Origin of the sequence: Dietzia sp. SYD-A1 (genome assembly GCF_015356725.1) — a bacterium.
GTDB lineage: Bacteria > Actinomycetota > Actinomycetes > Mycobacteriales > Mycobacteriaceae > Dietzia.
The window spans coordinates 1-12,287 of the sequence record NZ_JADDKI010000127.1 but is presented as its reverse complement, the minus strand read 5'-3'; the positions used below and the strand labels follow the sequence as shown (position 1 = coordinate 12,287).

General features: G+C 69.7%; 14 protein-coding genes. 6 read left to right on the top strand and 8 right to left on the bottom strand.

Annotated features, from left to right (window positions below):
• Positions 1-103: 103 nt before the first annotated feature.
• Together IY392_RS06095 and IY392_RS06090 are read right to left on the bottom strand one after the other, a co-directional pair.
• A complete protein-coding gene (locus IY392_RS06095) occupies positions 104-517 on the bottom strand; it encodes an SRPBCC family protein (protein ID WP_228549087.1) in 414 nt (137 codons plus the stop codon).
• 41 nt (positions 518-558) lie between these two features.
• Complete coding sequence (locus IY392_RS06090) at positions 559-1,341, bottom strand: alpha/beta fold hydrolase (RefSeq protein WP_182612172.1); 783 nt, start codon at positions 1,339-1,341, stop codon at positions 559-561.
• A 117-nt stretch (positions 1,342-1,458) separates the two neighbouring features.
• On the opposite strand from IY392_RS06090, the gene IY392_RS06085 reads away from it, so the two are divergent.
• Positions 1,459-1,950: a DUF309 domain-containing protein gene (locus tag IY392_RS06085; RefSeq protein WP_194860766.1), complete on the top strand. Its 492-nt coding sequence runs from the start codon at positions 1,459-1,461 to the stop codon at positions 1,948-1,950.
• A 26-nt stretch (positions 1,951-1,976) separates the two neighbouring features.
• On the opposite strand, the gene IY392_RS06080 is transcribed toward IY392_RS06085, so the two are convergent.
• Positions 1,977-2,855, bottom strand: coding sequence for a potassium channel family protein (locus tag IY392_RS06080; RefSeq protein ID WP_107756417.1), 879 nt, complete (start codon positions 2,853-2,855; stop codon positions 1,977-1,979).
• A gap of 113 nt (positions 2,856-2,968) precedes the next feature.
• Between IY392_RS06080 and IY392_RS19570 the strand changes: the two genes are divergently transcribed.
• Entirely contained in the window at positions 2,969-4,093 is a 1,125-nt protein-coding gene (locus tag IY392_RS19570; RefSeq protein WP_309234019.1) for a GNAT family N-acetyltransferase, read from the top strand.
• Here the strand turns inward: IY392_RS19570 and IY392_RS06070 are convergent.
• Complete coding sequence (locus IY392_RS06070; protein ID WP_194860765.1) at positions 4,071-4,844, bottom strand: thioesterase family protein; 774 nt, start codon at positions 4,842-4,844, stop codon at positions 4,071-4,073. The genes IY392_RS19570 and IY392_RS06070 overlap by 23 nt on opposite strands.
• Before the next feature lie 142 nt (positions 4,845-4,986).
• Between IY392_RS06070 and IY392_RS06065 the strand changes: the two genes are divergently transcribed.
• Complete coding sequence (locus tag IY392_RS06065; RefSeq protein ID WP_107756415.1) at positions 4,987-5,466, top strand: MaoC family dehydratase; 480 nt, start codon at positions 4,987-4,989, stop codon at positions 5,464-5,466.
• A gap of 28 nt (positions 5,467-5,494) precedes the next feature.
• On the opposite strand, the gene IY392_RS06060 is transcribed toward IY392_RS06065, so the two are convergent.
• Both IY392_RS06060 and IY392_RS06055 read right to left on the bottom strand, forming a co-directional pair.
• Complete coding sequence (locus IY392_RS06060) at positions 5,495-5,974, bottom strand: nitroreductase family deazaflavin-dependent oxidoreductase (protein WP_182612169.1); 480 nt, start codon at positions 5,972-5,974, stop codon at positions 5,495-5,497.
• A 9-nt stretch (positions 5,975-5,983) separates the two neighbouring features.
• On the bottom strand, positions 5,984-7,324 hold the full coding sequence (locus IY392_RS06055) for a class I SAM-dependent methyltransferase (RefSeq protein WP_194860764.1): 1,341 nt from the start codon (positions 7,322-7,324) through the stop codon (positions 5,984-5,986).
• A gap of 225 nt (positions 7,325-7,549) precedes the next feature.
• On the opposite strand from IY392_RS06055, the gene IY392_RS06050 reads away from it, so the two are divergent.
• Complete coding sequence (locus IY392_RS06050; protein ID WP_107756412.1) at positions 7,550-8,974, top strand: NAD(P)/FAD-dependent oxidoreductase; 1,425 nt, start codon at positions 7,550-7,552, stop codon at positions 8,972-8,974.
• Positions 8,975-9,027: 53 nt separating this feature from the next.
• On the opposite strand, the gene IY392_RS06045 is transcribed toward IY392_RS06050, so the two are convergent.
• Together IY392_RS06045 and IY392_RS06040 are read right to left on the bottom strand one after the other, a co-directional pair.
• Complete coding sequence (locus IY392_RS06045) at positions 9,028-9,444, bottom strand: PaaI family thioesterase (protein WP_107756411.1); 417 nt, start codon at positions 9,442-9,444, stop codon at positions 9,028-9,030.
• A gap of 91 nt (positions 9,445-9,535) precedes the next feature.
• Complete coding sequence (locus IY392_RS06040) at positions 9,536-10,300, bottom strand: hypothetical protein (RefSeq protein ID WP_107756410.1); 765 nt, start codon at positions 10,298-10,300, stop codon at positions 9,536-9,538.
• 296 nt (positions 10,301-10,596) lie between these two features.
• Here IY392_RS06040 and gndA point away from each other — a divergent pair, with 296 nt between their 5' ends.
• Together gndA and IY392_RS06030 are read left to right on the top strand one after the other, a co-directional pair.
• Complete coding sequence (gene gndA, locus IY392_RS06035; protein ID WP_194860763.1) at positions 10,597-12,069, top strand: NADP-dependent phosphogluconate dehydrogenase; 1,473 nt, start codon at positions 10,597-10,599, stop codon at positions 12,067-12,069.
• Positions 12,036-12,287: DEAD/DEAH box helicase (locus tag IY392_RS06030; RefSeq protein WP_194860762.1), on the top strand; the 252-nt coding region annotated here is incomplete at its 3' end. The genes gndA and IY392_RS06030, both read left to right, overlap by 34 nt.

The window sequence follows — 12,287 nt, the reverse complement described above, 5'->3', positions numbered from 1 at the left end:
TGCTGCGTCCAACCCCACCGAAACTCGACACCTCAGAACCCGGCACCTGATCAGTAAGCCGGCGGGGAAAGCCATGCCGAATCCACGCCCCCGCCGAGTGATCTCAGAGACCTCGTTCGAGTGAAATCCCCTCGATGCGCGGTAGCGCGAGAGCCAGCACCGGCAGGTATCCCGGCGCCCAGACCGGAGCCCCGAAACTCAGTACGCAGCCACCCGGCACCCGGATCACCTCGTGCCGCGTGGCGTCCACACCGGCCACCTTCCACGACCACCGCTGCCGTTCCACGAAATCGGTGATCTCGAAGCCCAGGGGCACCCCCGCCACGGTCGTGATCGTCCCCCGCGCACCTGCTGTCAGGGTGCCGCCGCCGTCGACCCGTGCCGCGGAGATGGTGGGCCCCCACCGTGGCCAACTCCGCACGTCGGTGATCACCGACCAGACGGTCTCCGGGTCCACGGTCATCCGCAGTTCGGCCGTCCACATGCCGTGACGAAACCCGGCGCGGACTCTGAGCATCGAGCTGAGATCCTTCACCGATTGCAGGGGGCGCGTCTCGGTCAGCTGGTCCCGTCGAGGATCAGGCGAATCGCCTCCTGAGGCGCATCCCATTGCGGGAAGTGGCCGCACCGGTCGAACCAGTGCAGGGTCGCATCGGGAAATGCACGGGCGGCCCTGTGGGCCTGGGCCGGGAGCGTCACCAGGTCTCGGCGCCCCCACCCGATGGTGACCCGTCCCGGGACCGTCCCCGCGGGGGCTCCCCGCTGCTTCGGCCCCTTCGTCAGCGCGTCCATCGCCGCGCCCGTCGCCGGTGCGTCGGCCAATCCGGCCACGTCGGGCAGGACGGTCTGCGCCGACAGAGCCCAGGGGCGCACGGAGAGTTGCGCCAGCAGGGCGGTGCGGCTCACCGGGTTGCCCAGGAGTACCGGGAGCGCTCCCCGCACGGCACCGACCAGGGCGATCGACGGCCGCAGGGTGGCGCTGAACAACGCCAGCTCGCGGTCATTCCAGAAGCCGCCCGGATCCAACGCCACGGTGTCCCCACCGACGCCGCGCCGGGCGAGTTCGAGCACGATCCGTCCACCCATCGACTGCCCCGCGGTGGACACCCCGTCCAGACCCGACTCCTCGATGAACCGGGCGACCGAGTCGGCCAACGCGGCTATGGTGAGCTCGCCCTCCAGCGGTGGAGACTCGCCGAATCCCGGCAGGTCGAGAGCGATCACCTCGCGACTCGCCGCCAGCTCATCGATGACGGGCTGCCACGATCGCCACCCCGCGCCGAGGCCGTGTACGAGCAGCAACGGCCTGCCCTGTCCACGCCGGACATGATTCAAGGTCATGCGAAAAGCCTACGGAGTGTTCGGGAGGCGTGGTGTTCCCGGAACCACGACGACCACCGGAATCGATCGAGGACCCAGAGGTGGCAGGCCGGCCGCGACAGATGGGACGATGAGCCCATGCGCACTCCGGATGGCCTCGACCGTGACCGGGACGAGAACGGACGCGCGCGGAACGCTCGTCCCCGGGACGAACTCGGCCGGCCGCTGCCGCCCGGAAGCGTCGGGGTCGAGCGCATCCCCGAAGACCTGGATCTGCCGCCCGCCAACTCGCTGGCCTGGGCGCAGGAGCTCCTCGACCGCGGCCTCGCCTTCCACGCCCACGAGGTGCTGGAGGGCGCGTGGAAGAGCTCCCCCGCTGACGAGCGCGAGCTCTGGCGGGGACTGGCCCAGGTCGCGGTCGGCATCACCCACATCCAGCGTGGCAACACCCGCGGCGCCCGCGCGCTTCTCGAGCGGGCGGCCGCCAGCATCGGTAGCCAGGACGACCCGGCGCCCCACGGAATCGACGCGGCGGGACTGGTCGCCCACGCGCACGAGCTCATGGCCGAACTCAGCCGAGGCGCAGACCTCGCCCCCCACCAGCTGAGACCGCGTCTGAGGGCCCGCTGACGTCCCCGGTGGAGCCTCGTCGCCGTTCAGCTGCGGGCGGCTCGCCAATGATCTCCGGCGTACGCATCGAAGACCTCGCGGACGTCGGGATCCTGGCCCGCGTCGACGAAGTCCCCCAGGGACTCCGCGAGGCGGTCCAGCGAGGTCGACAATGCACGCGCCCCGACACGCGACTCCGGATCACCGGACTCCGTGGCGGCATCGCGCAGATCCACCGCATGAGCCACCTGACGGGACAGCGACTGGTGCGGATTGCCGTCCTGGAAGTAATAGGTCTCCGAGTGTTGTGACAGGTCCACGGTGACGGCGTTGATCTCCGCTGCGAGGTCCTCCGCCGCCCGGGCGATCGTGACCGGGGACAGTTCTCGAACCGCCTCCGCGTAACCGGCCTCCGCCAGGCCGTGGAGACGTAGGGCCAGCGCTCTCCGTCGTGTGAGCGGCGGGTAGACCTGCATGAACCATGTGAGGGATGCTGTCAGCAGAGCGAACCCGGTCAGCGCCTCCACCGGCGCCAGGACACGGAGCACGGGGTCGGTGGCCACCACGTCGCCGAACCCCAGGGTGGCCAGTGTCACGAGGGAGATGTAGAGCGCCTCGGCGACGACCGGGTAGCGGCCGGCGTCGATGCCGGAGGAATAGTCAAACCCCTCAGGGACGCGCGGCAGATAGATCAGCGCCCATCCCACTGCCTGCAGCAGAACCCAGACCAGAACGGTGCCGACCATCCCGGCCGGACCCACCGTCGAACCCAGGCGGTGCCCACAGCGCCGCGACACCGCCCACATCGCGGAGAACACCATCGTGCTGAGCGTCGCTTCCCCGCGAGGATTCATCAGGGCGCGGAACACGTCTCTCAGTCCGATCGCGATGATCCCCGCGCCGATGACGGTCGCCGCGATCCCCATTGATCCTCTCCCGTCAGTTCACGCCGCGTCGTCGCCGCGCGCTGTGCTCGGACACTCTCCCCTTCTCATGACGGGGAGCCGATCGCGGATCGCAACCTCCCCACGGTGCCCCGATGGCTGCGATGGTGCTGCGCGTGGATTCCTCTCGCAACCGGAGGGCCCGGTCCGAGGGGGCGGTGGACGTGACGGGCGAGTCCACGCTCGACACCGGCGCGGGAGGACACACGTCCGACCTGTTGCCTGGATCCTGTGCGCGCGACCCCGCCGTGACCAACACTGTCGGTATGCGCACGAGACACGTCAGCACCGTGATCCACTGCTCCCCGGCGGAGGTCTACGTCGTCGCCTCGGATCACACGACACTCGCCTCCTGGGCGTCAGGCCTGGCCACCGCGGAGGCAGCCGTCGACGGTGACAGCCTGATAGTCGACTCCCCGATGGGGAGAGTGACCGTGCGGTTCGTCCCGAAGAACGACTTCGGAATCCTGGACCACGAGGTCACCCTCCCCGACGGGAACACGGTCTACAACCCGCTCCGCGTCGTGCCCCACCCGGACGGTGCGGAGGTGATCATGTCCGTCCGTCAGCTCACCGACGACGACGACGCGTTCGAGCATGACGCCGCCACCGTGGCGGCCGACCTCAACCGGCTCAAGGGACTCCTCGAGGCGGATCGCCCTCCGCTCCCCTCGTCCGCGCCTGGTCTGGCCCTGCCCGCGGACATCCGCGTGGCCGGGCCCTCGGACGCGGCGTCCCTGGGGCGGCTGCTCCACGCCTTCAACACCGAGTTCGACTGCCCCACCCCGAGCCCCGCCGAGGCGGCGGGGCGCTTCGAACGCCTCCTGGGACGTGAGGACGTCCTTGCCGTCGTCGCGCGACTCACCCACGGCCGCGAAGCCGGGACCGACGTGGGTTTCGCGTTCCTCACCCTTCGCCCGACCCCCTACTGGGACGGTCCCCTCGCGCAGCTCGAGGACCTCTACGTCCGTCCGGACCTCCGGGCGGCCGGTGTCGGAACCGCGATGCTGGACCGTTCGGTCTCCGAGGCCCGTCGGCGGGGGTGCGAGGAGATGCTCATCAACGTGGACGCTGACGACCTCGGTGCCCGCCGGTTCTATGAGCGTCACGGCTTCTCCGACGTCGATCCGGACACCGGATCCGGAATGCGGTGCTATCTGCGCGGACTGAGGGCCGTGGGCGGGTCGCCCGGTGAGGTCAGGTCACCGGTCTCACGGTGAGAGTCTGCGCGAGCGTGCCCATCGGCCCCGATTCGTCGTGCAGAACGCTCGCGGTGAGTCCGAGACCGCCCGGGCCGAAACCCACCCGGGTGTCGAACCCGACCCAGTCCCCGCGCGGTTCACGCAGGAGGTGGGCGGTGAGATCGATATTGGGGAACTGAACATCCGACGGATCGGCACGGATCGCCATTCCGTTGGCGATGTCGAACAGCGTGGCCGCCCCGGCCAGAGCGCCCACCGGCTCCCCTGCGACGAGCGGGACGCCGGTGCGCACCCAGTACCGGGCCCGTCCCGGCCCGACCGAGTCCCGGCGGACGTCCGCGGACGCCAGGTAGCCGCCCTGCCAGACCGAGGTGGGGTCCCACTGCTCCATGGCGGACGGCCCCGGGATCGGGTCGAACCCGGCGCCCTGGAGTCCCGTGGTGTCCCTCGGCTGCTGAAACCAGGCGCGCAGGCGGACCCCCACGCGATCCTCGAGACCATAGCTCGCCTCCACGAGCTCGATGGTGCGTCCCGGTCTGATCACCTGCACGTCCACCGCCACCGGGTGCATGGGCACGGTGCCGAGGATCTCGTAGGTCAACCGCGAGAGCACCATGGGGTCGTCCCGCCGACGCCGCAGGTCACGCTCCACCTCATGCACGAGCAGCCCGAATGACGGGCCGATATGCTGCACCGCCGGGTCCCATGCCCCGGTGGTGTGCGAGGTCGGGCGGAACCGCTGGCCGCCGAGTCGCTCGAAGTACGCCACGCCTGCCTCCCATCGGGTGAACTGTCATTAACTGATTACCACGCGAGGAGGAGTCCGGCCGCGAATCGGCACCCGTCGTCACCCGCGTGCGGTTGACTCTCCACTGCACTCACGAGCCCGTTCCCGCGACCAGGAGTCCCACATGACCGCCGAGCAGTACGACACTTTTGACACACCTCTCCACGACAGGTACCTCGAGGACTACCGGGAAGGTCGGATCTACCGCTTCGGCGAGGAGTCGGTGGACGCCGAGGAGATCGTGGAGTTCGCCCGCAGGTACGACCCGCAGAGCATCCACACCGATCCCGAGGCGGCCGCAGACGGCCCCTTCGGCGGACTGATCGCGAGCGGTTGGCAGACGGCCGCACTCATGATGCGACTGTTCGCAGACAACTATCTCACCGCCGTCGCGAGCCTGGCCTCACCCGGGATCGACGAACTGCGCTGGGTCCGCCCCCTGCGTCCCGGCGACACGCTGACCCTGATCTGCGAGACGACCGGCGTCCGCCCCTCCAGGAGCAAGCCGGACCGGGGAGTGCTCACCACGGATGTGACGCTGGTCAATCAGGACGGCGATCCGGTCCTGACGGCGACGGCGCTCAACATGGTCGCCCGGCGATGACCGGGACCCCGATCCGAACCGGTGACGGTCAGAGCCGGGGGGTCAGGTGGAAGATCGGCAGCTGCCTGCTCGTGCGGGTGGCGTAGATCTCGTAGTTCGGCCACACCTTCACCGCGGCGTCCCAGGCCGAGGCCCGCTCGGCCTCCGACACCTCTCTCACGTCCACGATGAGCCTGGCGCCGTAGACCGATACGGCGACCTCCCCTTCCCTCGCCGCACGGAGGTTGTACACCCACGCCGGCGTCTTCTCGCCGCCCCAGTTGGAGCCGACGATCACCAGTCCGTTGCGCCACGACGCACACAGCAGTGGCGTATCCCGCACCTCTCCGGTCTTACGCCCCGGGACTTGCAGTGTGAGAGTGGGCAGTCCCGCCACCCGGAGGAGCGGGACACGCCCGCCGGACACCCTGTTCATCCACTTGTCGACCGTCACGACGAGATGGGAGTTCTCGCGCGTGGCGTCCTGACGACCGAACCAGATCGCGACCGGGGTGAGGAAGTTGCTCATGAACGAACCCTAGGACCTCGGCGTCCCCTCCCGACGATTCAGGGTGGTTTCGGCCGTGGCGACCACCTGGACGGACTCGAGCCACCCCCGTCGCAACCCGGCCTCCAGCGCCGCGAGGTGGAACGCCCACATCCGGCGGTAGACGGCGTCGAATCCCAGAGCCGCCGCATCCCGCCCCCGGAGCGCGAACGTCTCGGACCACAACCTCACCGTCTCGGCATGGTGGGCCGTCGCCTCGATCCGACCGAGCAGGCGCAACCGCGGAGAGCGCTCCACGGCCGCGGCCAGTTCGGCCCAGGACACCACCGGGCCCGCGTCGGAGACGTACCGCGAACCCCATGCGGCGAGTTCGACGACCGCCGGCCTGGGGCGCTCCGCGGACACCACTCCCGCGATCGCGAGCCTGCCGCCACCCACCAACAGCCGCTCGGCCGTGGCCAGCACCTCCAGGTAACCGGCCACACCAGCGGTGACCCCGGGGTCGACCGCGACCACTGCGTCGACACCCCCCCGCGCGTCCGCCGGCCCCCCCAGGAAGAGGGTGATCTCGTCGCGGAGCCCCGCCGCGGCGAATCTCGATCCGAGCGCGGACAATCGCTCGGTCGAGGCGGTCATCGTCCGCACGTGCGCGCCACGCTCGGCGGCCCGCATCGGCAACTCACCCCACCCGGGCGTGACGACAAGGGCGCGGGAGCCGGCGCCGACCCCCGCCAGGGTGAGCAGGGTGTCGACTGATCGACGCTGGGCGTCGCCCAGGTCGTTGCGCCGGGGAGGCGATGCCGGGGCCTCGAGGTGGACCACGTCGGTTCCGTCGTCCAGCCGTACCCGGGTCCGCGCTCCGGAGGCGAACACCGCACCCGCCGTCGACATCGTCTCGTCGGTGTAGAGGGACGTGAGGGCACCGGGAACGGAATCCTCGAGCTCCACCACCACCGGTCCACCCCGCCTACGCCCCCCGCCGGGGGTCCCGCGACCGTCGCGCCCGAAAGCACGTTCACCCGGGTGGGCGCAGTCGGGGTTCCCGGCGATCCACGGCGCGAGGATCCCGATCACCGCGCCGAGGTCGGTGGTCGTCCACTCACCGGCCATGTACGACTCGCCCAGACCGAGGACACCGGCCGAGGCGAGCCGCGCCCAGAACGGCTCGGGATCCCGGAGGACCACCCGGGCCGGGGCGTCGTACTCCCCCGCCGCCGTCGAGTCCGGGTAGTCGATCCTCAGGCCGATTTCCCTGGTCGACCGCCTCAGCGCCTGCGCGACCTCCACCGCGGACTGACCGCCGGGTCCCGAGGGCGCCTCGAGTGCGGGCCAACGGTCCAGGTCGACGGTCTGCGGTTCGAGTCTGACCACCGGGTCCCTCCTCAGGGGTGTCGTCAGTGGGACGGTACCGCCGCACGTCGCCCTGGCGGGTCAGGCGCGACGGGGGGATCGTTCACCGCGGCGAGCCCGCCACGTGTGCACCGACGTGCGCATACCACTACCCTGAGGAGTCGTCCCCGCGCGCGACCCGCCGAGGACGCCGATCGGGGAGCCCCCGCGCTCACCGCGACAGCCTCACCTTCATCAGGAGCCGCCATGACCGAGCCCGCACACGACCAGGTCACCGCCACCGCACCGGCCGGACGCCGGCACCGCGTCGTCATCATCGGCTCCGGCTTCGGTGGGCTCTTCGCAGCCCAGCAGCTCAAGAAGGCCGATGTGGACGTCACCCTGGTCGCGAAGACCGGGCATCATCTCTTCCAGCCGCTTCTCTACCAGGTCGCGACCGGCATCCTGTCCGTGGGCGAGATCGCCCCGCCCACGCGGCTCATCCTGCGCGATCAGAAGAACGTCACCTGCATCCTCGGTGACGTCACCAGGATCGACGTCGCCTCGAAGACCGTCTTCGCCTCCGCAGGCCACATCAGATTCGACCTCGGGTACGACAGCCTGATCGTGGCCGCCGGGGCCAATCAGTCGTACTTCGGCAACGACCACTTCGAGCGGTGGGCGCCCGGCATGAAGACCGTGGACGACGCGCTCGAGCTGCGCAGTCGGATCCTCGGATGCTTCGAGCAGGCGGAGGTCACCGAGGACGAGGAGGAGCGCCGCCGCCTGTTGACGTTCATCATCGTGGGTGCGGGACCGACCGGTGTCGAGATGGCCGGGCAGGTCGCCGAGCTGGCCCAGCACACCCTGAAGAACACGTTCCGCCGTATCGACCCCGCCTCCGCCCGGGTGATCCTCCTGGACGCGGCCCCCGCCGTCCTCCCGCCGTTCGGCAACAAGCTCGGCAACGCGGCTCGCGCACGGCTGGAGAAGATGGGCGTCGAGATCCAGCTCAACGCCATGGTGACCGACGTCGACCAGCTCGGGATCGAGGTCAAGGATCCGGACGGTTCGGTCCGCAGGATCGACGCCACCTGCAAGATCTGGTCCGCCGGCGTCCAGGCCAGCACCCTCGGCAAGATGCTCGCCGACCAGACGGAGGCGGAGATCGATCGCGCGGGCCGCGTCCTGGTACAGAAGGATCTCTCGTTGCCCGGGCACCCCGAGATCTTCGTGGTCGGTGACATGATGAGTCTCGACAAGCTCCCCGGAGTCGCACAGGTCGCGATTCAGGGCGGCAAGTACGCCGCGAAGCAGATCGCGGCCGAGGTCGAGAAGGGCCGGTCCCCCGCCGAACGCCCGCCGTTCAAGTACTTCGACAAGGGTTCAATGGCCACCATCTCCCGCTACAGCGCGGTGGTGAAGATGGGAAGGCTGGAGATCTCCGGTTTCATCGCCTGGGTCATGTGGCTCGTGGTGCACCTCGCGTACCTCATCGGCTTCAAGAACCGCCTGACCACCATGTTGTCCTGGGGGATGAACATGGGCGGTGACCACCGCTCCCAGCTGACGTCCACCCAACAGTGGGTCTACGGCCGACAGGCGATCGAGCGGGTCGCGGCACACGAGAAGGCCCGGTCGGCGGAGGAGGACCGGGACCGGGCGGTGGAGACCACATCGATCAGTGAGTGACGCCACGCGCCCGGCGGCATCCTGCCGGGCGCGTGTCCGGGCTCCGGCGCCGCCTACTGGAGGTTCGCGAGCCGGACCTGACCCACGGCGGCGGTCCGGCCGTCGTCACCGGTGATCTCCACCCGCCACAGTTGCTGGGTGCGGCCGCGGTGCACGGGGGTGCCGGTGGCCGTGAGGGTGCCCTCGGTGACCGCCCGCAGGAAGTCGGTCGAGTTGTTGACCCCGACCACCTTGCCCTCGTTACCGAGCCACACGGCGCCCGCCACACTCGCGACCTCCTCGGCGATGGCGCAGTAGACGCCGCCGTGGACGATCCCGTAGGGCTGGAGCAGGTGCGGTCCGACCGCCACCGACACCACCACCCTGTCCGGGGTGATCTCGAGGTAGTCCATCCCGATCCCGCCACCGAAGCCCGCACCGGCCCCGGCCCGGATCATCGTGATGAACTCGTTGTCGACCGTCTCGGACATCGGACCTCTTTCTCCCGACCCGGGCGATCCGGGCGACTCAGGCACCGACGCTACCGCGCCTTCGCCCCCGTCGCGTGGAGTCGGAAGGGGCTCAGCGGACCGAGCGCCAGCCCCGGTCGCGAACGGGGATCGGTCCCGCCCCGGGCGTTCGCGGGAGCGCGCTGCGCTTGCGGACCGCGAGACCCGAGTCGTGGAGCGCCTGCAGGACGAACTGGCCGCGGCGGTACCCGGTCTCGGCACTCGAGTCGGCGAAGGTCGGAACGATGGTCGCGGCACCCAGCACGCACTCCCCGACCACCGACCAGAGGGTCTCGACGCTGCAGTTGCTCACACGGGCGAGGCCGTCGAACACCGGCCCCAGGGTCATCCGCGAACGACAGGCCAACCACTGCGCGAGCGCCTGTTCGCATGGCAGGACCACGGTCCCCGGACAACCCGCCTTCGGGTCGTCGCCCAGGACCCGCAACGTGGTGTCGCGGACACCCGCCCAGTCGAGTCCCCCCTCGATGTCGGTACGGACCGCGAGGTTCTCCGCTCCGGTGTCCCACACGCGGCCGATGGTGACGAAGCTCGCGACCGCGCGACCGATCACCCCGTGGGCGAACGCATCCGCGACCAGATAGGTCGAGAAGCGGATGTCCCCGGACTCCGCGAAGTAGTCGCGGAACATCGTCTCGACCCGCCCGCTGTCCACGGCTCGGTCCAGAGGAACCCACCGACGGCGGGACTGCGTACCGAGATCCGCGATAGAATAGAACTTCGGGTATCCCGGCCTGAAACCCGCGAGCACCTCGACTGTGTCGTCGAACACCGTGCACGAACCCACCGCCTGTGTGGGCAGCATGGAACTGGTCATGTCTGCTGCTTCCCCCTCGATGATCACTTCCCGTTCAGGGCCAACCACCCACCGGTGCCGGTCCGCGGCGCGTTTCCCCCCGTTCCGCGGGTAGACCGGTGTCCAGGCCCGGTAATAAGTGTTACAACAGGCCACCTCCTGTATCCAAGGTTTTTCTGTCCGCTGCGGGAATCAGTGCACTCAGTGCACCACTGATATGTCAGCAAGCAATCGGGGTCCAGCGCCCCCCGGCAACGCCCCGATCTCTCATCGACGCAGGTCCATCGCTCGGCGGCCCGTGGACTAGTCTGGGACGCATGAGTACTGAGCGCGAGGACGCGCAGCCGACCTCAGACACCAACGGCACCGCCGACATCGGAGTCACCGGACTCGCCGTGATGGGCTCGAACATCGCCCGTAACTTCGCCCGCCACGGGTATACGGTCGCCGTCCACAACCGCTCCGCCGGGAAGACCGACGCCCTCCTCGAGGAGCACGGCGGAGACGGCGATTTCGTCCGCACCGAGACGATCCAGGAGTTCGCGGCCGCCCTGCGGTCCCCGCGGCGAGCGCTCGTGATGGTTCAGGCCGGTGAACCCACCGACGCGGTGATCGAGGCCCTCGCCGACGCGTTCGACGAGGGCGACATCATCATCGACGGCGGCAACTCCCTCTACACCGACACCATCCGCCGGGAGAAGGCGATGGCCGAGCGGGGGATCCGATTCATCGGCGCCGGGATCTCCGGCGGTGAGGAGGGCGCACTCGAGGGCCCGTCGATCATGCCGGGTGGACCGGCCTCGAGTTACGAGGTGGTCGGGTCGATGTTGGAGGACATCTCCGCGAAGGTGGACGGGACCCCGTGCTGCACCCACATCGGCGAGGACGGCTCCGGCCACTTCGTGAAGATGGTGCACAACGGGATCGAGTACTCGGACATGCAGCTCATCGGGGAGGCGTATCACCTCCTCCGCGGTGTGGCCGGCATCGAGCCGGCGGCCATGGCCGACGTGTTCCGCGAGTGGAACATCGGCGAGCTCGACTCCTACCTCATCGAGATCACCGCGGAGGTGCTGGCCCAGGTGGACGCCGAGACCGGGGCGCCGTTGGTCGACGTGATCGTCGACCGCGCGGGACAGAAGGGGACCGGCCGCTGGACGGTCAAGTCCGCTCTCGACCTGGGAGTGCCTGTGACAGGCATCGCGGAGGCGGTCTTCGCGCGCGCCCTGTCCAGTTCGGTTCCGCAGCGCGAGGCGGGCCGGGCACTGCCTTCAGGTGCCGTGTCGAGCCCGCGCGAGACCGGCGCCGAGTTCATCGAGGACGTCCGACGGGCGCTGTATGCGTCGAAGGTCATCGCCTACGCCCAGGGTTTCGACCAGATCACCGCCGCCACCGCTGAGTACGGGTGGGATGTCGCGCGGGGCGATCTGGCCACGATCTGGCGCGGGGGGTGCATCATCCGCGCCACCTTCCTCGACCGCATCCGTGAGGCATACGCCGAGAACGCCGACCTCCCCACACTGCTGGCGGCCCCGTACTTCGCCGAGGCGCTCGCCGACTGCGTCGACAGCTGGCGGCGCGTCGTCACCACGGCGGTCTCCGCGGGGATCCCGGCGCCCGGATTCTCCGCCGCACTGGCCTACTACGACGGGCTCAGGACCGAGCGACTTCCCGCCGCACTCATCCAGGGTCAGCGCGACTTCTTCGGGGCCCACACCTACCTGCGGACCGACCGGGAGGGTAGCTTCCACACTCTGTGGAGCGGCGATCGTACGGAGGTACGGGCCTGACCGGCTCGGCTCGGACAGATCTGGGCCGCCTTCTCGCCGCGCTCGGCGTGTCGGTCCCGCTCAGACACGCCGTCTCCACCGTCGTCGACGGTGCCGCGAGCGCCATCCAGGCCGTCGCGCTCGAGGACGCGGTGGCCGGCCGAGATCTCCTCGCGGTCGCTCCGACCGGCTCCGGCAAGACCCTGGTGTTCGCCGTCGCCGTGGCGCATCGTCTGGCC